Origin of the sequence: Geobacillus uzenensis (assembly GCF_002217665.1) — a bacterium.
GTDB classification, from domain to species: Bacteria; Bacillota; Bacilli; order Bacillales; family Anoxybacillaceae; genus Geobacillus; species Geobacillus subterraneus.
This window is the reverse complement of the sequence record NZ_NEWL01000002.1, coordinates 347,618-368,530: the sequence shown is the minus strand read 5'-3', so window position 1 is coordinate 368,530 and position 20,913 is coordinate 347,618. Positions and strand designations below refer to the sequence as shown.

Annotated in this window: 23 protein-coding genes and 1 other annotated feature; of the genes, 1 reads left to right on the top strand and 22 read right to left on the bottom strand. The window is 53.5% G+C overall.

From position 1 onward, the window contains the following. Positions 1-109: 109 nt before the first annotated feature. The 9 genes from ytvI to B9L21_RS03265 form a co-directional block, all read right to left on the bottom strand. On the bottom strand, positions 110-1,135 hold the full coding sequence (gene ytvI / locus B9L21_RS03305; protein ID WP_063165201.1) for a sporulation integral membrane protein YtvI: 1,026 nt from the start codon (positions 1,133-1,135) through the stop codon (positions 110-112). 210 nt (positions 1,136-1,345) lie between these two features. Next, on the bottom strand, positions 1,346-2,059 hold the full coding sequence (gene sigK / locus B9L21_RS03300) for an RNA polymerase sporulation sigma factor SigK (protein ID WP_063165199.1): 714 nt from the start codon (positions 2,057-2,059) through the stop codon (positions 1,346-1,348). Positions 2,060-2,273: 214 nt separating this feature from the next. Beyond that, on the bottom strand, positions 2,274-2,429 hold the full coding sequence (locus B9L21_RS17540) for a hypothetical protein (RefSeq protein WP_156485818.1): 156 nt from the start codon (positions 2,427-2,429) through the stop codon (positions 2,274-2,276). A 162-nt stretch (positions 2,430-2,591) separates the two neighbouring features. Then, positions 2,592-2,735 carry a YrzI family small protein gene (locus B9L21_RS03290; protein ID WP_082816520.1) on the bottom strand — a complete coding sequence of 48 codons (144 nt, stop codon included), beginning with the start codon at positions 2,733-2,735 and terminating at the stop codon, positions 2,592-2,594. A gap of 367 nt (positions 2,736-3,102) precedes the next feature. Then, positions 3,103-3,351, bottom strand: coding sequence for a YrhC family protein (locus B9L21_RS03285; RefSeq protein WP_063165198.1), 249 nt, complete (start codon positions 3,349-3,351; stop codon positions 3,103-3,105). A gap of 61 nt (positions 3,352-3,412) precedes the next feature. Then, positions 3,413-4,546, bottom strand: a complete 1,134-nt coding sequence (locus B9L21_RS03280; protein ID WP_063165197.1) for a bifunctional cystathionine gamma-lyase/homocysteine desulfhydrase — start codon at positions 4,544-4,546, stop codon at positions 3,413-3,415. Beyond that, a complete protein-coding gene (locus tag B9L21_RS03275) occupies positions 4,543-5,472 on the bottom strand; it encodes a PLP-dependent cysteine synthase family protein (RefSeq protein WP_063165196.1) in 930 nt (309 codons plus the stop codon). Before B9L21_RS03275 ends, B9L21_RS03280 begins: the two co-directional genes overlap by 4 nt. Positions 5,473-5,538: 66 nt before the next feature. After that, positions 5,539-6,243, bottom strand: a complete 705-nt coding sequence (gene mtnN / locus B9L21_RS03270; RefSeq protein ID WP_063165195.1) for a 5'-methylthioadenosine/S-adenosylhomocysteine nucleosidase — start codon at positions 6,241-6,243, stop codon at positions 5,539-5,541. A 14-nt stretch (positions 6,244-6,257) separates the two neighbouring features. Further along, a complete protein-coding gene (locus tag B9L21_RS03265) occupies positions 6,258-6,905 on the bottom strand; it encodes a class I SAM-dependent methyltransferase (RefSeq protein ID WP_063165194.1) in 648 nt (215 codons plus the stop codon). A 192-nt stretch (positions 6,906-7,097) separates the two neighbouring features. Between B9L21_RS03265 and B9L21_RS03260 the strand changes: the two genes are divergently transcribed. Next, a complete protein-coding gene (locus tag B9L21_RS03260; RefSeq protein WP_063165193.1) occupies positions 7,098-7,307 on the top strand; it encodes a YrzA family protein in 210 nt (69 codons plus the stop codon). Positions 7,308-7,408: 101 nt separating this feature from the next. Here the strand turns inward: B9L21_RS03260 and B9L21_RS03255 are convergent, their stop codons facing one another. The 13 genes from B9L21_RS03255 to B9L21_RS03195 form a co-directional block, all read right to left on the bottom strand. Further along, positions 7,409-8,023, bottom strand: a complete 615-nt coding sequence (locus B9L21_RS03255; RefSeq protein WP_063165192.1) for a YrrS family protein — start codon at positions 8,021-8,023, stop codon at positions 7,409-7,411. Positions 8,024-8,085: 62 nt separating this feature from the next. Continuing rightward, entirely contained in the window at positions 8,086-9,852 is a 1,767-nt protein-coding gene (locus tag B9L21_RS03250) for a peptidoglycan D,D-transpeptidase FtsI family protein (protein ID WP_063165191.1), read from the bottom strand. A 118-nt stretch (positions 9,853-9,970) separates the two neighbouring features. After that, complete coding sequence (greA, locus tag B9L21_RS03245) at positions 9,971-10,447, bottom strand: transcription elongation factor GreA (protein ID WP_044730751.1); 477 nt, start codon at positions 10,445-10,447, stop codon at positions 9,971-9,973. A 107-nt stretch (positions 10,448-10,554) separates the two neighbouring features. Further along, entirely contained in the window at positions 10,555-11,190 is a 636-nt protein-coding gene (gene udk, locus B9L21_RS03240) for a uridine kinase (RefSeq protein ID WP_063165190.1), read from the bottom strand. A gap of 1 nt (position 11,191) precedes the next feature. Then, a complete protein-coding gene (locus tag B9L21_RS03235; protein ID WP_063165189.1) occupies positions 11,192-12,460 on the bottom strand; it encodes a peptidase U32 family protein in 1,269 nt (422 codons plus the stop codon). 17 nt (positions 12,461-12,477) lie between these two features. Further along, positions 12,478-13,407, bottom strand: a complete 930-nt coding sequence (locus tag B9L21_RS03230) for a peptidase U32 family protein (RefSeq protein ID WP_063165188.1) — start codon at positions 13,405-13,407, stop codon at positions 12,478-12,480. Further along, positions 13,404-14,057, bottom strand: a complete 654-nt coding sequence (locus tag B9L21_RS03225) for an O-methyltransferase (RefSeq protein ID WP_063165187.1) — start codon at positions 14,055-14,057, stop codon at positions 13,404-13,406. Before B9L21_RS03225 ends, B9L21_RS03230 begins: the two co-directional genes overlap by 4 nt. A 204-nt stretch (positions 14,058-14,261) precedes the next feature. After that, on the bottom strand, positions 14,262-15,353 hold the full coding sequence (mltG, locus tag B9L21_RS03220; RefSeq protein ID WP_063165186.1) for an endolytic transglycosylase MltG: 1,092 nt from the start codon (positions 15,351-15,353) through the stop codon (positions 14,262-14,264). Between the two features lie 449 nt (positions 15,354-15,802). Next, positions 15,803-16,099, bottom strand: a complete 297-nt coding sequence (locus tag B9L21_RS03215) for a DUF1292 domain-containing protein (RefSeq protein ID WP_063165185.1) — start codon at positions 16,097-16,099, stop codon at positions 15,803-15,805. Between the two features lie 16 nt (positions 16,100-16,115). Next, positions 16,116-16,532, bottom strand: a complete 417-nt coding sequence (gene ruvX / locus B9L21_RS03210) for a Holliday junction resolvase RuvX (protein ID WP_063165184.1) — start codon at positions 16,530-16,532, stop codon at positions 16,116-16,118. Positions 16,533-16,535: 3 nt separating this feature from the next. Next, on the bottom strand, positions 16,536-16,802 hold the full coding sequence (locus B9L21_RS03205; protein WP_063165183.1) for an IreB family regulatory phosphoprotein: 267 nt from the start codon (positions 16,800-16,802) through the stop codon (positions 16,536-16,538). A 68-nt stretch (positions 16,803-16,870) separates the two neighbouring features. Next, the gene (gene alaS / locus B9L21_RS03200; protein ID WP_063165182.1) at positions 16,871-19,507 is read right to left on the bottom strand and encodes an alanine--tRNA ligase; all 2,637 of its coding nucleotides are present in this window, start codon (positions 19,505-19,507) and stop codon (positions 16,871-16,873) included. Positions 19,508-19,554: 47 nt separating this feature from the next. Then, positions 19,555-19,777: a binding site (T-box leader), on the bottom strand. Between the two features lie 46 nt (positions 19,778-19,823). Continuing rightward, entirely contained in the window at positions 19,824-20,885 is a 1,062-nt protein-coding gene (locus tag B9L21_RS03195) for an AI-2E family transporter (protein WP_063165181.1), read from the bottom strand. Positions 20,886-20,913: the final 28 nt, after the last annotated feature.

Here is a 20,913-nt window from a genome sequence, read left to right as displayed (position 1 = left end):
TGTATCCTTGTGTTCCCTTTTATTCACAAAAATGGATATAGAAACGGCAAAACCAGCCTCCCTTGCCCTCATCCTTCCGAATAAACCAAGCCGGCGGAAGCCGGCTTGGTTATAGCTTGATCGTCCATTTCATGACCCCTGCTTTGACGAGCGTCTCAACTAAAATAACAACAACCGGGCCGACGAACAGCCCGATGAAGCCGAGCAGCTGAAAGCCGAGGTAGACGCTGACGAGCGCCGCAAGCGGGGAAATGCCTAGATTGGTCGAAAACACTTTCGGCTCGATGATCCGGCGCACGACAGTAATGACGACAAACAGAACGATCAGCCCGATGCCGAGTGTGTTATCACCGCTAGCAATGCTGATGATGCCCCACGGAACGAGCACCGAACCGGTCCCTAAAATCGGCAAAATGTCGACGACGACGATGATGAATGCCATTAAAGCAGCATAGTCAACGCCCAATATTAACAGGCCGGCCAGCGCAAGGAAAAACGTAACTAAACTGAATAAAAACTGAGCTTTAATAAAGCCAACTCCCGCCTTGCTCAACTGTGTGACGACCATTGAAAGCCGTTGATGAGTACGCTCTGACAAATAACGTTTGATTCCTTGTTTCAACTGTGGCAAATCGAGACAAATAAGAAAAAGGGCGACTAAATAAACTAAAAAGTGAATAAAAAACGCCGGGATCGCAGCAATATAATGGACGAGCGACTGCGTCAAATTCGTCGCAAACGACAGCAACATTTGTTGCACCGTATTGACGCCGCGCTCCAATGAATCAATGATTTCTTGCGGAATTGAGCTGGAATATGACTGCCACGTTTGGATGAGGTGGTCGAGCACTTTTGTTGTTTCGCTTAGCACGTAAGGGAGCTTTTGCGAGAGCGCCATTACTTGCTGAACGAGAATGACGATTAAAAAGTAAAGCGAAAACCCGACGATCACTAAAAATAACGAAAAAATGACCGTCACGGCATGCGCACGCTTCAACTGATAACTCTCTTGCAAGCGGCGAATAGACGGCTCTAACAAAAGGGCGGTGGCAAGCGCCAATAGAAGCGGCACGCTGTACGGCAAAAGCCACAACCCTAAAGCGAGTAAAAGCGCGATGATGATCCAACGTTTCACATTCGTCCCTCATTTAATCGAAATTTGGCGAAATGATGTTCCATTATAAATATAGCTGACAGTACGCGGGCCGGCAACTATTTTATAAAGAAACCGGAAAAAGCGGCTTTTGATCCGGCCGCTTTTTCCAATTAGGCGCTTTGCCGCAACTCCGCCATATAAACAAAAGAAAACAGGCCGCCGATCAGGCGCCTGCCTCATTCCCGAGTTTTATGACCGTCGTTTTTCTTTTTCCTGCCGGTAAAACTCATGAAACATTTTCATTAATGCCCGTTTTTCGATGCGCGAGACGTAGCTTCTTGAAATGCCGAGCTCTTTGGCGATTTCGCGCTGCGTTTTCTCTCGCTGGCGGCCGAGACCAAACCGGTTGACGATCACTTCTTTTTCCCGCTCATCAAGCACGCTAATATATTTTTTTACTTGCTCGAGCTCCATGTTCAGCTGGATTTCATCGACGATATCTTGCCCTTCTGATTTTAAAATATCAAGCAGGCTAATTTCATTTCCTTCTTTGTCTTGACCGATCGGTTCATGAAGGGAAACGTCTTTGCGCGTTTTTTTCAATGAGCGCAAGTGCATCAGGATCTCATTTTCAATACAGCGGGCTGCGTATGTCGCGAGTTTCGTCCCCTTGCCAGATGAATAGCTTTCAATCGCCTTAATCAAACCGATCGTCCCAATCGAAATCAAATCTTCGACTTCTTCCCCTGTATTTTCAAACTTTTTCACAATATGAGCGACGAGGCGCAAATTATGTTCGATGAGCCGGTTGCGGGCCTGCTCATCGCCTTTGGCCATCAGTTCCAAATATTTTTCCTCTTCTTTCGGGCTTAACGGCTGGGGAAACGCATTGTTTTTAATGTACGAGACGAGAAACGTCATCTCTTTCAACAAAAACGCAAACGCCGAAAAAATGCCGGACATGCTCTCACCCCCGCCTGCTGTCATCGGCGGAAACCGCCTACCGTTATGTATATGCAGGGGGGCCGTTGTCCGTGTCTGGACAAAAAAATTCAGCCGGCCCTTAACGAAGCCGGCTGTGGCAACCGTATCACCCGCATCGATGAACAAAACGATCAGCTCTTTTGCGCAGCCCGTCTGCTGTTCCCCTCCCATCGCAGACAGGAGGCCGCCCTTGTTACACTCCTGCTTCGGCGCTCACTTCCGCGGCGACGACAAGCGCGATCGACGCCGTAATCACAACTGCCATGACGATGGCGAACATCCCCGTTCCCTCCTTGGCCTTCTCGTTTATTTTTATTTTACCAAAGAAGATGGGGAACGCTTCCGCCACATTTTGAACAATTGGTGAAATTCGACCGTCAACAACAGCACGCGCAGCATGCGCTACACTCCTTTATCCCGAGTCAAGTCGAATCGCCCGTCCGTTCCATCCACATCATAAGCCATACCGGTACAATCGACATGAATTTTCTCCCCTTTCATCCTTATTTTTTTAAAACACCCGTTGATGGACAGAACATTTGCGGTCAAGCAGCTCCTCCTCGGCCGCACGTGCGAACCGCTCCTCTTCGATGTTCCGCTTCCGCGGCTTTCTCCGTTCAATCGTGATTGTGATAAAAAACAAATGAATCGTCATGCCCGCTCACCTCCTTTCTATGCAAAAAGCCGCAGAAGACAGGCGCTTCTGCGGCTAAGCGTACAAAAAGGCCGCAGAAAGCGAGACTACCCCCTTCTGCGGCCCGATTGCTGCTGTTCGTGATCGGTGTACGTTCATTCCCGGTCGGCGGAAGGTCGAATAGCCTTTTGATTGAAAACATGCAGCGATGTTGCCCACATCATCATTGTCATTGTCTTCGACCTCCCTTCGGAAATAACGTTGCAAAGGTAATTATATCCAAAATTCATTCTATTGTAAACAATTTTTTACAAAATAAGCAAAAAGCCTGATTCCCTCTAAACGCCGACATCGGCAATAAAAAACCGCCTTTCGGCAAAAAGGCGGTTTACGGTTCGAACGGGTTCTCTTCTTCTTCAAGCTGACAAGCATAACGGGCGGCGCGGCGCGAGCAGTACAACGCCGCCGCCAAACAGCCGGAAACGGCCAGCAAAGCGAACGGTTTTTTCGCTGTCTCAAGCGCTCCCGGGATGATCGTACCTAAATAGAAAAACGCACCGAGCGCGAACAAAACAAGGCTGTATGTCTTGAAGTCGCCCGCCTTCGCGCGCAGCTCGTTCCGTTGTCGTTCAGTCACTGCCGGTCCCTCCTCTCGCCCCCACTGTACCATAAAGGGCGGAAAAGGAGGAGCGGCAATTTCAGCCAAGCGCTTGCGCCAAATCGTCAAGCAAATCGTTGACGTCTTCAAGGCCGATCGATAAACGGATGAGCCCATCGGTAATGCCAAGCTGTTCGCGCCGCTCTTTCGGGATCGACGCATGTGTCATTTTCCCCGGCAGCGAAATTAAGCTTTCGACCGCTCCTAAACTTTCGGCGAGCGTAAAGAAGCGAACGCGCGACAGCACCGTTTCGGCGCGTTCAAGGCTGCCGACATCAAACGAAATCATGCCGCCGAATCCGCGCATTTGTTTTTTCGCCAGCTCATGGTTCGGATGCTCCGGAAGCCCGGGGTAATACACGCGCGTCACCGCCTGATGCTCGGCCAAAAAGGCAGCAATCGCCCGCGCGTTTTGTTCATGCTCTTCCATCCGCACGCCAAGCGTTTTGATCCCGCGCATGAGCAGCCACGAGTCTTGCGGCCCAAGGATGCCGCCCGTTGCATTTTGCACGTAATGAAGCCGCTCAGCGAGTTCGGCGGTGCGGACGACCGCCAAGCCGGCGACAACGTCGCTGTGGCCGCCTAAATATTTCGTCGCGCTATGGATCACGATATCAGCGCCAAGCTCAAGCGGCGTTTGAAAGTACGGTGTCGAAAACGTGTTATCGACGATCAATCGCAGCCCGTGCGCACGGGCGATGGCGGCCGCTGCTTGCAGGTCAGTAATTTTCAAAAGCGGATTGGTCGGCGTTTCAATGTAAATGGCTTTCGTATTCGGGCGAATGTGCGCCTCGATGTTGGCAATGTCGCTCGTATCGACGAACGTTGCTTCGAGTCCGAACCGGTTGAATACGTTCGCCATCACTCGATACGTGCCGCCGTAAACGTCATCGGTGAGCACAATATGGTCGCCGCTGTCAAACAGCATCATGACGGCGGTAATCGCCGCCATTCCGGAAGCGAACGCAAACCCGGCCTCGCCGCCTTCAAGGTCAGCAATCAGTTTTTCAAGCGCGGCGCGCGTCGGGTTGCCGGTGCGCGAGTATTCAAATCCTTTATGTTTTCCAACTTTTTCTTGCTTGTATGTGCTCACTTGATAAATCGGAACCGATACCGCCCCTGTATGCGGGTCACCCGGAATGCCGCCATGGATGAGCAGCGTTTTTCGTCTCATGAGGATCCTCCACCTTCGTAAATGTTTTTGCTTAAGTACCGCTCGCTGCCGTCGGGGAAAATGACGACGATGTTCGTTCCCGGCTTCGCCTTCTCGGCCTCAAGCAAGGCGGCATGGAACGCAGCACCGGACGAGCTGCCGACCAAAAGCCCTTCTTGCCGCGCCAGCTCGCTCACACGGCGGAACGCATCGTCGTCGCGGATCGTGTAGATGGCGTCAAAGTAACCCGGATCCATAAACGGCGGCAAAAATTCCATGCCGATCCCTTCCGTCCTGTGCGGGCCGGGCTCGCCGCCGCCTAAAATCGAGCCTTCCGGTTCGACGATCACCGTTTTGATGGCCGGGTTTTTTTCTTTTAAAAACGCCGCCGTCCCCATAAACGTGCCGCCGGAACCGGCGCCGGCAACAAAGACGTCAATCTGCCCGTCCAAATCGTCCCACAGCTCCGGGCCGAGCGTCTTATAGTACGTCCGCGGGTTGGCCGGATTTTGAAACTGCTGCGGGCAATACGCCCCCGGGATCGTGCGGGCGAGCTCTTCGGCTTTGCGGACCGCCCCTTCCATCCCCTCTTCGGTCGGTGTATGGACAATTTGCGCCCCGAGCGCTTTCATCAGCTGCTGCTTTTCGATGCTGAATTTTTCCGGCACGCAAAAAATGACGTTGATGTTTTTTCCGATCGCCGCCAGCGCCAAGCCAATGCCGGTGTTGCCGGCCGTCGGCTCGATGATCGTACCGCCTTCTTTCAGTTTCCCCGATTCGAACGCTTCGCGCAACAGTTCCTGCCCGAGCCGGTCTTTAATGCTTCCGCCCGGATTGAAATACTCGAGCTTCGCGAACAGCCGGACCCCTTCCGGCAAGGGAAAGCGCGTAACTTCGACGACCGGTGTATGGCCGATCAGCTCATGGATGCTCTTTGCTACCCGCATAGGTGTCACTCCGTTTCTTCACGTCCATTTGGCGGCGGAACGGCAGTGCTTTTACGCTTTCGCTGCTTAGCCTTGCTTTTGCACGACCGCCAGCATCGACAACACAAGCTCAGCCGAGTGTTTTGCCGCCGTCTCTAAAAACTGTTCAAACGATACGTCCGACTCTTCGCCGGCAATGTCGGACAGCGCCCGGATGATGACAAACGGCGTTTCGAACTGCACGCACACTTGGGCGATCGCCGCCGCTTCCATTTCGACGGCGCACAGCTCCGGAAACTGGCCGCGCACAAATTCGACGCGCTTCGGATCGTTCATAAACGAATCGCCGGTCGCGATGAGGCCAACTGCCGCTTGGAGGCCGTCAAGCCGGGCCGCCGCTTGTTTCGCTGCCTCAACAAGCGTCTCGTCGGCCCGATAGCGCGCCGGCAGACCGGGCACTTGCCCGTACGCATAACCAAACGCCGTCACATCGACATCATGATGGACGACTTCATCGGAAATCACAAGGTCACCGACACGCAACGATGGCAAAAACCCGCCGGCCGAGCCGGTGTTAATCACAACATCGGGACGGAACCGGTCAAGCAGAAGCGTCGTTCCCATCGCCGCGTTCACCTTGCCGATGCCGGACTTCAGCAACACCGCTTCGACGCCGTCAAGGCGCCCGATGGAAAACTCGCACCCGGCGATCACCACTTCTTCACGCCCGTCCATGCGCGAGCGCAAAATGGCCACTTCCTCTTCCATTGCTCCAATAATGGCTGCTTTCATCGTTCTCCCTCTTTCTATGTCGTTTGTTTTACCGCCTCCATCAGCCAGACGAACGCGTTTTGCTGCGTAAAGGAGACGGAAAAGCCATGGTTGGCAAACAGTGAGGCCAATACGTCGAGCGTCGTGTAATATTCGCGTTCCAAATCATCGGCCAAATCATGGAACCCGCGCGCCCGGGCAGCTTCGACCGCCTGGCGGAACGCTTCTTTGTCACGAAACGCCGTATCAGCAAACACTATTTTACCACCTGAGTGGAGCAGTTGACTATATTTGGCGATCGCCTTGTCTTTTTCGGCATCAGTCAAATGGTGGAACGCATACGTGCTGGTGATCGTGTCGATCGGTTCGGGCGGCGGCGGAAATTGCAAAAAGTCGCCGTCCATAATGACCGCCTGCCCGCCGAGCTTTTCCGCCGCTTTTTTGCGCATCGGCGCTGATGGTTCAATCCCGTACACCGTTTTTCCGCGCTCGAGCAGCTTTTTCGTTAAATTGCCGGTGCCAACGCCAAATTCGAGCACCACTTGGCCCGCTTTATCGGCGACCGTGCTTAAAATGCGGTCATAGCCGGCAAACACGTCGCGGTATTGTTCATCATCACCTTCGACCGATTGGTCGTACGATTCCGCCCATTGCTCGAACAAATCGAGAAATTCCCTGCCCATGTAGTTGCACCTCGTAAAGTTTATAATTCCTATAAACATAGTATGCTTTGAGTGATAACCTGCTCTCAATGTAGCATATGTTTTTCCTTTGTTCAACGATCATGCTTGTCGTCATTTATATTGTTTCCCCTCATGCCCCGGTGGATGAGGGCGGGAAAATTTGCTACACTGGCGTTGAAAGGAGGCAAAACGATGGTCAACATTTCTCTTGATTTAATCGAAGACAAAGTGGAGTTTTTTGAAGCGGATGATTTACGGACGCTCGAGAAAAAAATTAACGAGCAAATTGAACATAATAAAGCGCTGCTGCTTTCCGTCCATCATGTGTCGCACCAAATGCACGTCATGGAAAACGGAAAGCGGTTTTACAGTGCGGTCGTCCATTTCAAAGCGAAAAAATAACAGGTGCCCATACACTTTCGGGCACCTGCTTTGCGCCACGTCCAAATGCGCTTCGCACCTTTTCGTTCCCCCGCCGACTGAAGCCATACTTTCCAACCGCGTTACGGCTTTTGCTTCAGTTTTTGCACCTTTGTCGGCTTCCAGCCTTCGTTCGTCACCCATTCAATATACACTTTGTAATGGGCGGTTTGATCCTTCGTCGAAATCGTGGCGACCGCTTTGTTCGGCCCGTTGTTGCCGATAAACCAAACGATCATCTCTTCCGGAGCAATGCCGGTCGCATAGCTGACTGCATCGAGCATTTCTTTCCAGTCGACCGAGTCTTTCTTAAACACCGTTTCGTGCGGCTCTGATTGCGTCGTGCCGATCGGCTGCCATGCCGGGTTGACGATTTCTTTTTCAATGTTCGACCCCGGTGGACCCGGCGTTTCCGTCACCCCGGCCTTCCCTTCCTCCTCGGCGGAGGCTGCCTCGTCCGCTTGCGGCGGCTCCTCCGTTTCGGCCGGCGCCGCCGTTTCCACTTCCACTCGCTTCGCGCTGTTTGCGGCTGTTTTTGCCCCACCATCAGCTTTCTCGCGGCTTGGCTGGCCGTCAAACAGCAAATTCCAAGCTACAATGACAATGAGCAATACGACAATGGCGATCGCCCCGTTCAGCCAGCGGTTGATTTTCCGCTGCTTGGCGCGGGCGGCAAAGCGCGTCCCTGTTTGCGGCACAGTCTCCTCCCCCTTTTTATGCGATTTTCCTGCTGAAAAAGCGGGTTCCCTATATGGGTTCGTTATGTTTGCTCGTTTTTGTCGTAAGCGTAAAGCGCCTCGACGGCAGCGGCAAATACGTCATTCGTCACCGTGCGCCCGCTCGGGCGGTCAAGCTCGACGACGGCAAGGGCGTATTTCGGGCGGTCAGCCGGGAAATAACCGGCAAACCATTTATTAATCAATTCGCCGCCGCCGTCCGTTTTTCCTGTCTCGGCCGTTCCCGATTTGCCGGCGACCGCATACGGCAGCGAGCGGAAGCGGCGCCCGGTTCCGTCTTCTTTCGTGACGACACCGCGCAAGAGCTGCTGCAGCTGCTCTGCCGTTTCTGGCGCGAGCGGCTCCTTGTCCGTCACCGGTTCGGACGGAAAGGAAAACAGCGTCGTGCCGTTTTTATAGAGCACTTGATCGACGGCCCGCACTTTGAGCGCTTCGCCGCCGCGGGCGATCGTCGCCATCATGTTGGCGACGCCAAGCGGCGAGACGCGCACATCTTTTTGCCCGATCGCCGTTTGCGCCACAGCGAGCGGCACCCGCTTGTCGCGCCGATCGTGCCAAATCGTTCCTTTTCGCTCTTCCGGAAACTGACGAAAATGCTCTTCATGATACACCGCTCCTTCCCAACCGGCCGTCGGATACAGTCCGAGCTTTTCGGCATACGTCTCGAACGCGTCAAGGTCATGTCTGATCAGCTCCTTGCCGAGGGTGGCGAAGGCATTGTTGCAGCTGACGGCAAAACTGTCGGCTAAATCGAGCGTGCCGTAATCGTGCTCCTCATCGCGGGTTGTGCCATCAATTTTTTTGCTGCAGTCAAATGTCGTCCCAAACGAGGCAAGCCCTTCATCGAGCGCCGCCGCCGCGATCACGGTCTTAAAGATGGAGCCGGGAATTTGCGGCAGCACCATTTGGTTTTCCGCCCCGCGGTTTTTGTACGGATCGCGCGGATCCATATTCGGACGGCTGACTAGAGCAAGCACGCTGTTTGTGTCAATATCAAGCAAAACAAGGCCGCCTTTTTTCAGCCCGTACCGATCCACAATCCGCTCCATCTCTTGCTGTATGTCACGGTCAAGTGTCGTTTGGACAGTCACCGGATAAAACGGGTTGCCCGGGTCGTTATACTTGACATCAAGCCCAAACAGCGGCCGTCCTTCCGCGTCGACGTGATAAAGCAGCTTCGTCTCCCCTTCGGCGAGCAAAAATTCGTCAAACGCCTTTTCGAGCCCTTGAATGCCGGCTTCAGCCTGCGGCGGGAGCGGCCGTTTCGGGTAGCGCGCGCGCAAGAGCTCGCGGTCCGGGCGGGTAAAGCCGATCACATGCGGGGCGTACACCGTCTCGAGCGCATATTGTTTATTGACGGCAAAAACGCCCGGGATGCGCAAATCGTTGATTTGTTTCATCTGGTTCGCGCTTAAAGCGAGCGGCTCACCATCTTGCTCTAAGACGAACGGCCCGTTCGCCCGTTCGAGCTGGCGGCGGATCTCTTCTTCGGCGACGCCTGTGATGCGGGCGATTTGTTCAATCGGCCATTTCATCGTGTTTAAAAACGGGAACAATACAAGCGAAGGCACGTACCGTTTGGTGAGCGGCTTGCCGTTTCGGTCGACGAACGACCCGCGGCCATCATCGATCATCAATTCTTGTGTGCGCTGAGCGACGCTTTCGGCAATTAAATTATGATTGGCAAACGATTCTGTGTCAATGAGCTGAAGCTGCGCCAGCCGTCCGACGAGCAGCAGCAGGCCGGCTTGAATAAGCGCCAGCATAGCGATCGTCCGTTTTTTCCACATAAAGAAAACACCTCATCATCAGTTTCGACGAGGTGTTTTCATTTGAAACGTGCCAATGGCCGCGATTTTTTCGCGTTGTTTGCACGGCCTCCCATTTCATAAACGAGCCAAACAGCGCTTATTTGACCGCGACAATTTTCACCAGCATTTCCCCGCCCGGCGTTTGTACGGTCACTTCATCGCCGACGCGGCGACCGATCAGCGATTTGGCGATCGGCGAATCGTTGGAAATTTTTCCTTCAAACGGGTCGGCCTCGGCGCTGCCGACAATCGTATACGTCTCTTCCTCGCCGTCCGGAAGCTCAATGAACGTCACCGACTTGCCGAGCGAGACGACGTCTGGATTTTCTTTGTCTTCTTCAATGATGACGGCGTTGCGGATCATGTTTTCAAGCATTTGAATGCGCGATTCGACAAACGCCTGCTCATCTTTGGCCGCATCATATTCCGAGTTTTCCGATAAGTCACCGAACCCCCGTGCAATTTTAATACGTTCGACAACTTCCTTCCGTTTCACGGTTTTTAAATACTCGAGTTCTTGTTCCAGTTTCTCTTTTCCCTCTTTCGTCATCGGGTACTGCTTTTCATTCGCCATTCATCTCACTCCTCTATGTTCTTCATTATGTAAAACGTACGAACAGAAAAACAACTGTTCGTACGCTTACTTGTTATATAATATATTGTTTTGTCTCTGTTATGTTATTATAAAACCGATTTTTGTTCAAGAACTGTGCGAATTTTTGCCACCATTAAATCGATGGCGACGACGTTTTGCCCGCCTTCCGGAATGATCACGTCCGCGTAGCGCTTCGTCGGTTCGACAAACTGGTTGTGCATCGGCCGAACGACCGATAAATATTGGTCAATGACCGAATCAAACGTGCGGCCGCGCTCTTTAATGTCACGGATGAGGCGGCGGATGATGCGGATGTCTGGATCGGTGTCGACATACACTTTAATATCCATTAAATTGCGGAGCCGCTCATCTTCTAAAACGAGAATGCCTTCCAAAATAATGACATCTTTCGGCTCAACGCGGATGACTTGATTCGAGCGGGTATGCAAGGTGTAGTCGTACACCGGCTTGTCGATCGGCTCATAACGAAGCAGTTGATGGACGTGCTCGATCAATAAGTCGTTGTCAAACGCCAGCGGATGGTCGTAATTCGTTTTCAGCCGCTCTTCAAACGGAAGATGGCTTTGGTCTTTGTAATAAAAGTCTTGCTCCAAGACAAGAATCGAGCGGTCGCCGAAATGGTCGTAAATCGCGCGGGCGACGCTCGTCTTCCCCGAACCGGAGCCGCCAGCAACGCCGATGACAACGGGCTTCTTTGCCATCTTAATTCTCCTTTCTCATCATGTTGTACGGGAAGAGGGGGCGCTTGACTTTGAACTTGACGATTTGCAGCGGATGGCGCGCCGCATCGAGCTCGTTGCCGTCTTCATCCCAAATGTTGTCGATCACTTGGGTAAAGTTTTCAATTTCTGGGCCGAAAAATTCCACTTCATCGCCGGGGCGGAAATGGTTGCGCTGCTGGATGGTGGCGATGCCCGTCTCCCGGTCGTAATCAAGCACCAAGCCGGCAAACTCATGCGTCGTTTTTCGGCTGTGCGTGCCATACATATGGTTTGTGTAGTCAGGAAAGCCTTCAAAAAACGACGAAGCCGTTTCACGGTTGGCGCATTTGTCGAGCTCGCGCACCCACTCTTCACGGATCGTGAAATGGTCGGGATCGGCGCAGTAGGCATCGATCACTTTCCGGTAGACGCTGACAACCGTCGCCACGTAATGGATCGATTTCATCCGCCCTTCAATTTTCAAGCTGTCGACGCCAAGTTCAATCATCGCCGGAATGGCGCGGATCAAGTTCAAGTCTTTCGCGCTCATGGCAAACGGGGCGTCGCCTTCTGAAAACAGAGGAATTTCGCGGCCGTCAGACAGCTGGTATAAATCGTAATCCCAGCGGCATGACTGACAGCACCCGCCGCGGTTTGAATCACGCGCCGTCATATGATTGCTCAATACGCAGCGGCCGGAGTAGGCAGAGCACATCGCCCCATGGATGAACGCTTCGATTTCAATATCGACTTTCTCTTTGATCTGCCGGATTTCTTCTGCGCTCACTTCACGGGCGAGCACGACCCGCTCGAGCCCTTCCTCTTTCCAAAACTGGACCGCTTTCCAGTTGGCGAGCGACTGTTGCGTGCTTAAATGCACTTCAAGCTTCGGCGCCACCCGGCGCGCCGTTTCGATGATGAGCGGGTCGGCGACGATAATGCCGTGAACGCCGGCCCCCTCTAGCGCCCGCAAATAGTCGTCAAGGCCGGGAATGTTTTCGTTATGAGCGTAAATGTTGGCCGTTACATACACCTTTGCCCCATACTGGTTGGCAAATTCAACACCTTCACGAATTTCCTCGATCGTAAAGTTGTCAGCATTCGCGCGCAAGCTGTATTCTTGGCCGCCGATAAAGACGGCGTCCGCCCCGTAGTGGACGGCGATTTTCAGCTTTTCCAAGTTGCCGGCCGGCGCCAGCAACTCCGGCTTTTTCACGATAACGCGCTTGCCGTCAACGATCTCGGAAATGCGATCATTTTTCAGCAACATGCCGTTTCCCTCCTTTTTCAATAAATCGTCTCTTTGAAGAAAAATCCGGTGTCCATCCGGCGGTGCGGCGGCTGGAGCGCTTCAACTGCAGCGAGCAAATCGTCTTTCTCCCTCTCGTATCGCTCACGGTCATCAGCGCATACATCGATGGCGCGGCGGTACAGCTTCGTCACTTCCGTGATGTAGTGCGGTTCATGCAAAATGCCGTCGATTTTAAAGCTGTCAATGCCGGCATCGATCATGTCACCGAGCTCGTCAATGATGCAAAGATCGTTTGGGCTCATAATGTGCGTGCCGTTTTCGTCTTCAAAAATCGGGTATTTATAGTCGCGCTCCTTGTCGTACAGGAACATCCCTTTTTCGTACTTTTTCCGTTCGATTTCCATCACTTTTCCTTGATACTCAAAATAGTTGCCAATCAGCGAACGCTTCGACTGATACATGCACGTCATGCCATGCACTTGCACTTCAATTTCCACTTCAGCATGGGCTTTGATTTCCAAAATGGCGTCCATGTTCAGCTCGCGCGCCAAGACGGCGCGTTTCGCCCCTTTTCGCCCCCAGTAGTTGCACGTGTACCAGTTTGTCGCTGTCGTTTCCGTGCTCCAATGGAGCTTCATATGTGGAGCGGTTTCTCGCACCGTCAGCAAAACAGCTGGGTCGCCAAAAACGATCGCGTCCGCTCCTACGCCGGCGACAAAAGCGACGTAATCAGCGAGCTCGTCCACTTTGTCATTATGAAAAATGGCGTTCATCGCCACATACACGTTCATGCCGTGCCGGTGGGCCGCTTCGACGGCCGCGGCGACATCGGCGCGGGAAAACTCCCCGGCGAGCCGCAAGCCATAGCGCTGTTCGCCGACAATGATGGCGTCCGCTCCGGCTTCCGCCAGTTCATCAATATGGGAAACACTCGTCGGCGTGACGAGCAATTCCGGTTTTTTCATTCTCGTTCACCTCGTTTTTTCGATATAGCGAGCCCATCGCCGACCGGAATGATGACCGTGTCATAATCGCTCCGGGCCATCAGCCACTCATTATAGCGGCGAATTTTTTGCGCGATGTTCCAAAGCCGCTTATTGTCCGCGGGCGTTTCGGCGGCGACAAGCCCTTTAAACAGCACGTTGTCGCTGATGATGAGGCCGCCTTCAGCGAGAAACGGTTCATAAAGCGTAAAAAAGCGCTCGTATTGCCCTTTGGCGGCGTCGATAAACAGCGCATCGAACGGCGCAGCGGCGGCCACGTCCGCCCCCACTGCGAGTGCATCGCCGAAGACCGTCTCGATTTGCCGCCCGGTGTTTGTCTTTCCGATATAAAAACGGGCGCGTTCGTACCGCTCCCGGTCTTTTTCAATCGTCACAATGCGCGCCTCCGGCAGCGCTTTCGCCATCCGGATCGCCGAATAGCCGATCGCTGTGCCGATTTCCAAAATGCGGCGCGGTTTGGCAGTTTTCAACACGAACAGCAGCACTTCCATGCTCACCGGATCCATAATCGGCACGCGATGTTCATGCGCGTACCGCTCCATTTCTGCGATATCCGGATCCGGCGCTGGGCGCAGCTGCTGCAAATAATGAACGACGTCTTTTGCAAGCAAGGGGATTCCTCCTCGCCATCAACAGAGTGAAAAGCGCCTGCCTGGAGCCGGAGGGCGGCCCAAAGGTTTACGCTTCATCAACATGAAAAATAAGAGCCGCAAACGGACTCTTATCGTCAGCCTGTTCAACTTTATCTATACTATCATAAAAAGGCGAAAAAGCGAAGCCGTTTGGCCCGATCGGCCAGCAACTTCCGTTTTGCTCTATTGTTTCCCAATATGCTTCGCTTTTTCCCGGTTATGCTCCGCCAGCGTCTTTGTAAAAATGACGTCGCCGGCCGGCGTGGCCAAAAAGTATAAATAGTCGGTTGCCGCCGGCTTGAGCGCCGCTTTGATCGACATCTCGCCGGCATTGGCAATCGGTCCCGGCGGCAGCCCTTTATGAATGTACGTATTGTACGGCGAATCAACTTTCAAGTCTTTGTAAAAGACACGCTCTTTATGCTTGCCGAGCGCGTATAAGACCGTCGGATCGGTTTGCAGCGGCATGTCAAGGCGCAGCCGGTTGTAAAACACGCTGGCAATTTTCTCGCGATCGGCTTTTTCAGTCGCCTCTTCCTCTATTAATGACGCCATCGTCAATAGACGATGCGGCGACAGTTGTTTTTCCTTCATCGCGTCCTTGTACATATCAAGCACCGCCGCCGTTTTGGCGACCATCGCTTCAATGATCTCCGTAAGCGGCGGCTTTTTGTCGGCAAACACGTAGGTGGCCGGAAACAAGTAGCCTTCAAGCGGATAGCGGATGTTTTTATGAAAAATGTCGCTTGCTAATAAGTCCGGATATGTTTTCCTTAGCTGTTCAATGTACGCGCGATCGTTGAGCAGCTTCATAGTCTCTTCTCGCTTGTACCCCGTTTTCGCGGCGATGATGTCGGCGATTTGCACAAGCTGTGACCCTTCGGGGATCGTCAACTTTAATCCGATTTTCAGCGACTTCCCGGTTTGTAACAGCTCGATGATGCGCGTCATCGGCATCGCCCGCGTCAGCTCATACTCCCCGGCTTGAAAGCCGGACTCGTTTTTCCAACGGACGTAGTAGCGGAAAACAGCCGCGCTTTTAATAAGCCGCTTTTGTTCGAGTTGTTCGGCAATATCCGCCACCGATGAACCGACCGGAACGGAGACATGAACCGGGGTGCGGTCGTCCGGATCGACCGGCTCGAACGCGGAGCGGATGTATAGGAAACCGCTGGCGCCGGCGATGACGATCGCTGCCAGCAAGACGGCGCAAACGATCAAGACGATTTTTCGCACAAGCCGTGCCTTAGGCGCCTGAAAATCGCTCTGTTCCATCTTCAGCCTCCTTTCATCGGTCATATTATACTACAAATTTCTTCATTTTTCGCCCTTTAACGATAAGAAATACACCTGCTCCCAGCGATGCGGAACCCGGCCGCTCAATCCATTCACTGAAAAGATGCTACAGGCAACGCTTTTTCGCCTCTTAGGAATCAAAAGGATCGCCCAAGACGCACGCATAATTCAATCGAAAACGTTTATGAGCAACGTTTTGCCCTGAACCCAGACATAAAAAGGCGGCTCAAAGTGTCTGCATTTTCATCGAAAAGATCTATGGGCAGCGCGATCTGCCCTCCACCTGGGGATGAAAATCGGCGCCAGTTCGGCATTTTCATCGAAAAGGTTCCTAAACAACGTTCCTCCATCTAAGCGTGAAAATGGTCACTCAAAATATGCGCATTTTCACAGAAAAAGCAGCCGCCTCTAGGCAGCCGCTTCGTTCGTTACGCTTCGCCTTCCTCTTGTTCGGCGCAAAACGTATTCCACACTTCTTCGATCATATCCCATTCTTCTTCCGTCTCAATCGGAAGCAGTTCCCCTTCCTCATTCTCATCGCCGGGGATAAAGGCAGAAACGTGCACTTCCGTCTCACCGTCTTCGTCTTCGGCCTCGGCGCCGACCGGATAGTAAAACACGTACGATTTGCCGAAATCATCCGATTCAAACGTAAACAAAATTTCACACAGCTGCTCGTTGCCGTGTTCATCGACAACGGTAATATGACGATCTCCATGTTCCATTGACGCTTCCTCCCATTCACCGTTTACTGTCCAAGTACGATTGCAAAATGACGGCCGCCGCCATTTTGTCGATCACTTTCCGCCGCTTTTTCCGGCTCACATCGGCAGCGATCAACATCCGCTCGGCAGCCATCGTCGACAGCCGTTCATCCCAAAGCACGACCGGCAAAGAAAATTCCTCGCGCAGCCTGGCGGCAAACCGCTCGCTCGCCTCGGCGCGCGGCCCGAGCGTGCCGTTCATGTTTTTCGGCCATCCGACAACGATCGCATCGACGCCATACTCCTCGATGATGGCGCGCAGCCGCTCTAAACCATAGTTGCCGTGCTCCTCATCGATGGCGATCGTCTCCAAGCCTTGCGCCGTCCAGCCGAGTTCATCGCTGACGGCCACCCCGAGCGTTTTCGTTCCGAGATCTAGTCCTAGCGTTCGCATCGGTTAATCCTTTCGTTGCCCCTGTAAATAGAATTTCACCAGTTCCTCGATTAATTCGTCGCGCTCGATTTTGCGGATGAGTGTGCGCGCATCGTTATGGCGCGGGATGTAAGCCGGGTCGCCGGACAACAAATAACCGACAATTTGGTTGATCGGGTTGTAGCCTTTTTCTTGCAGGGCGTCATATACCGTCAACAACACCTCGCGAACGTTCGTTTCGGCCGGCTCCTCCGGGAAATGAAACTGCATCGTTTGGTCAAACGAGCTCACCGTTTCCACCTCGCTCTTTATTCGGGCATCCCGTCATCTTACATCCATTGTACACGATTCGCGCCCATTTAGGAAATGGATTTGACCCACGTTTCGACATAATCAAGCGCTTCGCCGACTTTGTTCGCGTCCTTTCCTCCGGCCTGCGCCATATCCGGGCGCCCGCCTCCTCCGCCGCCACAGCGGGAAGCCACTTCTTTAACGAGCTTGCCGGCGTGGTATCCTTTTTTCACTAAGTCATCGGTCACCGCGGCAATCAATTGGACTTTGCCGCCTTGCACCGCCGCCAACACGATGACCGCCGTGCCTAATTTTTGCTTCAAGTCATCAGCCATCGCCCGCAATTGGTTCATGTCGTTCGCCTGCACTTTCGCCGCCAACACCGGCACGCCGCCCACATCTTTCACTTGACGGGCGAGATGTTCTGCTTCCATATGGGCGAGACGAGCGGCGAGCGACTCGTTTTCACGCTGCAGTTGGCGCAGTTCGGCAAACAGCCCATCAAGGCGCGCATTCAGCTCCCTCGGGCTCGTTTTCAGCTTTTGCGCCGCTTCTTGCAACAACGCAAGCTGTTCGCTCATAAAGCGGTACGCCGCCTCCCCGGTCACCGCCTCAATCCGGCGCGTGCCGGCGCCTATGCCTGACTCGGAGACGATTTTAAATAACCCGATGGCGGCAGTATTCGGCACATGGCAGCCGCCGCACAGCTCCAAGCTGTAGTCGCCAACTTTAACGACGCGGACGATGTCGCCGTATTTTTCGCCAAACAGCGCCATCGCACCCATCGCTTTTGCTTCTTCGAGCGGCTTGTAAAAGATGTCGACCGGAAGGCTCTTCCAAATTTGTTCATTGACGATCGCCTCGATGCGCTCGAGCTCATCAGGCTTCACTTGTCCGAAATGAGTGAAGTCAAAGCGCAACCGATCCGGGGCGACGAGCGATCCGGCCTGGTTGACATGACGGCCGAGCACATCTTTTAACGCTTGATGAAGCAAGTGGGTCGCCGTATGGTTTTTCACAATTTGCGCCCGCTTCGCTTCGTCGACGCGCGCTGTGTAGCGGGCGCCTCTTTTCACCGTGCCGCGCTCGACGACAATCGAATGAAGATGCTGGCCGTTTGGCGCTTTCTGTACGTCTTTGACGACCGCTGTTCCCGCTTCGCCTGCAAACGTACCCTGGTCGGCGATCTGCCCGCCGCTTTCGGCGTAAAACGGCGTGACATCGACAATGATTTGCGCCTCTTCGCCAGCCCCGACTTCATCGACGAGCTTCCCGTCTTTAATGATGGTCATGACCGTCGAGGAAACGACGAGTTCATCGTAGCCGACAAAACGGCTTTCATCTTTAATGTCGCCGAGCACCCCGCCTTGCACTTGCATCGAATCGACGTCTTGGCGGGCGGCGCGGGCCCGTTCGCGCTGGCGCTCCATCTCGCGCTCAAAACCGGCGTGGTCAACCGACATACCGGCTTCAGCAGCATATTCTTCCGTCAGCTCGACTGGGAATCCGTACGTGTCGTACAAGCGGAACACATCTTCTCCAGGAATGACGTCGCTTCCTTGCGCTTTCGCCTTTTCGATTACTTCCGCCAAAATGGCGAGCCCTTCGTGAAGCGTTTCATGGAACCGTTCTTCCTCATTGCGGATCACCCGCTGAATAAAGTCAGCTTTTTCTTTTACTTCCGGGTAGTAATCGTGCATAATTTCGCCGACAACCGGAACGAGCTCGTACATAAACGGACGCTCAATGCCGATTTGTTTCGCGTAGCGCACAGCGCGGCGGAGCAGGCGGCGCAATACATAGCCGCGGCCTTCGTTCGACGGCAGCGCCCCGTCGCCAATCGCAAACGTCACGGCGCGAATATGGTCGGCGATCACTTTAAAGGCGACGTCCTTGTCCGAATCCTCGCCATACCGCTCGCCAGCAATTTGTTCGGTGGCGCGGATGATCGGCATGAACAAGTCGGTTTCAAAGTTTGTCGGCACATCTTGCAAAATCGAGCACATCCGCTCTAAACCCATGCCGGTATCGATGTTTTTCTTCGGCAGCGGCGTGTACGTGCCGTCCGGATTATGATTGAATTGAGAAAAGACGAGATTCCACACTTCCAAGTAACGCTCGTTTTCCCCGCCCGGATACAGCTCCGGATCGTTCGGGTCGTTTCCGAACGCCTCGCCGCGGTCGTAAAAAATTTCCGTGTTCGGGCCGCTTGGGCCTTCGCCAATATCCCAGAAGTTCCCTTCGAGGCGAATGATCCGCTCTTTTGGCAAGCCGATTTCGTTATGCCAAATGTCGTACGCCTCTTCGTCTTCCGGGTGAACGGTGACCGACAGCCGCTCCGGATCAAAGCCGATCCACTTTTCGCTCGTTAAAAACTCCCACGCCCAATGGATCGCTTCGCGCTTAAAGTAATCGCCGATCGAAAAGTTGCCGAGCATTTCAAAAAACGTATGATGGCGCGCCGTTTTCCCGACATTTTCAATGTCGTTTGTGCGGATCGATTTTTGCGCATTGCAAATGCGCGGGTTGTCCGGGATGATGCGGCCGTCAAAATATTTTTTCAGCGTCGCGACGCCGCTGTTGATCCATAACAGCGATGGGTCGTCGACCGGAATAAGCGAGGCGCTCGGCTCGACTTCATGGCCTTTTTCTTGGAAAAACTGCAAAAACATGCGCCGCACTTCGGCAGATGTTAATTTTTTCATGATGATCCTCCCCTTTTGTTTTTTATATAAAAAAACTCCCATCCCCTGGCAGGGACGAGAGTTGTGCTCGCGGTACCACCCTGTTTATGGGCAAAAAGCGCCCATCACCTCTTTGGCTGTAACGCAGCCTTGCGTCAGGTTTTGCCTGCGCTCCGGATTAGCCTTCTGTTGCCCTTCATCTGGAATTTCTTTCAGCCGCGGAAATTCCTCTCTGTGCGCTAAAGCGCGTTAAGATGGACTGCAACATACTCGATCCGTCATCGCGTTATGTATTCGCTTTTTCATTGAAAGATTATAGACAAGCCGCGCCCGTTTGTCAATGCGGGGCATAATGCTCTTTCCAATGCGCAATGGCTACTTTCAGCACCGCCGCGGTCGGGACGGCGAGAATGAGGCCGGGCACACCCGCAAGTTCGCCGCCGGCAAACAGCGCAAGCATAATGACAAGCGGATGCATATGCACACTTTTGCCGACAATCAGCGGTGACAAGACGTTTCCTTCTAAAAACTGCAAGGCAAAAATAATGGCGAGCACGATGATCACCATTTTAAGCGAAATGGTCGCTGCCAAAATGGCGGCTGGAATAGCGCCGATCAACGGGCCGAAATACGGAATGATGTTCGTCAGTCCGATCACAAACCCGAGCAAGAGCGGATAGTCCATGCCGGCGAGCCAAAGGCCGAGCGACGCCGCCGAACCGATGGCCGCACAGACGAACAGCTGACCGCGAATATAGCCGCCAAGCGACTCGTCAACGTCTTTTAAAAACGCCATCCCCGGTTCTCGCCACCGCTTTGGGGTCATATACCAAACCGCTTTTTTCAGCACATCGATATCTTTTAGCATATAAAACACGATAAACGGGATGAGAAGAACCGTCGCCGCCGAACCGATCAATGATTTGGCCGCGTTGATCGCCATCGTGACCGCCCTCGCAGCCGCCTCCTCAAGCTGCATAAACATCGCCTCAATGCGCGTATGCACCTCCATCGGCCACGTCGACGTTTCATCGTGGATGTGGCGCGCCCACTGCCGATATGTATTCATCAATGATGGCAACCGTTCATCCAGTTCGCGCAGCTGGGCGATCAAAACCGGCATGCCGCGGTAAAGGCCGTAGCCGACCGAACCGAAAAACAACAAATAAATGAGCAAAATGGCAAGCGCCCGCGGCATCCCCTTGCCGTGAAGATACTCAACAAGCGGATGCAACAAATAAGTAATAAACGCCGCCAGCAAAAACGGGGCTAAGGCGGTGGCAACAAAATCGACGACCGGCCACCAAACGTCTTTCATCCGAACGATTAAATACACGATTGCGGTAACTAACAGCCACTTTCCAATGCGCAAAAATGACAGCCATTGCTGCTCGCCCATCGCCACACCTCCTACCGTTTAGTGTAGG

Bases quoted from the DNA above. Each gene is read 5' to 3' on its own strand.
- sigK (WP_063165199.1), bottom strand. From the start codon at position 2,059: ATGTCCGGCATTTTTTCGGCGTTTGCGTTTTTGTTGAAAGAGATGACG.
- B9L21_RS03290 (WP_082816520.1), bottom strand. From the start codon at position 2,735: ATGACGATTCATTTGTTTTTTATCACAATCACGATTGAACGGAGAAAG.
- B9L21_RS03280 (WP_063165197.1), bottom strand. From the start codon at position 4,546: ATGAGACGAAAAACGCTGCTCATCCATGGCGGCATTCCGGGTGACCCG.
- B9L21_RS03275 (WP_063165196.1), bottom strand. From the start codon at position 5,472: ATGCGGGTAGCAAAGAGCATCCATGAGCTGATCGGCCATACACCGGTC.
- mtnN (WP_063165195.1), bottom strand. From the start codon at position 6,243: ATGAAAGCAGCCATTATTGGAGCAATGGAAGAGGAAGTGGCCATTTTG.
- B9L21_RS03265 (WP_063165194.1), bottom strand. From the start codon at position 6,905: ATGGGCAGGGAATTTCTCGATTTGTTCGAGCAATGGGCGGAATCGTAC.
- B9L21_RS03260 (WP_063165193.1), top strand. From the start codon at position 7,098: ATGGTCAACATTTCTCTTGATTTAATCGAAGACAAAGTGGAGTTTTTT.
- B9L21_RS03250 (WP_063165191.1), bottom strand. From the start codon at position 9,852: ATGTGGAAAAAACGGACGATCGCTATGCTGGCGCTTATTCAAGCCGGC.
- greA (WP_044730751.1), bottom strand. From the start codon at position 10,447: ATGGCGAATGAAAAGCAGTACCCGATGACGAAAGAGGGAAAAGAGAAA.
- udk (WP_063165190.1), bottom strand. From the start codon at position 11,190: ATGGCAAAGAAGCCCGTTGTCATCGGCGTTGCTGGCGGCTCCGGTTCG.
- B9L21_RS03235 (WP_063165189.1), bottom strand. From the start codon at position 12,460: ATGTTGCTGAAAAATGATCGCATTTCCGAGATCGTTGACGGCAAGCGC.
- B9L21_RS03230 (WP_063165188.1), bottom strand. From the start codon at position 13,407: ATGAAAAAACCGGAATTGCTCGTCACGCCGACGAGTGTTTCCCATATT.
- mltG (WP_063165186.1), bottom strand. From the start codon at position 15,353: ATGGAACAGAGCGATTTTCAGGCGCCTAAGGCACGGCTTGTGCGAAAA.
- B9L21_RS03215 (WP_063165185.1), bottom strand. From the start codon at position 16,099: ATGGAACATGGAGATCGTCATATTACCGTTGTCGATGAACACGGCAAC.
- ruvX (WP_063165184.1), bottom strand. From the start codon at position 16,532: ATGCGAACGCTAGGACTAGATCTCGGAACGAAAACGCTCGGGGTGGCC.
- alaS (WP_063165182.1), bottom strand. From the start codon at position 19,507: ATGAAAAAATTAACATCTGCCGAAGTGCGGCGCATGTTTTTGCAGTTT.
- B9L21_RS03195 (WP_063165181.1), bottom strand. From the start codon at position 20,885: ATGGGCGAGCAGCAATGGCTGTCATTTTTGCGCATTGGAAAGTGGCTG.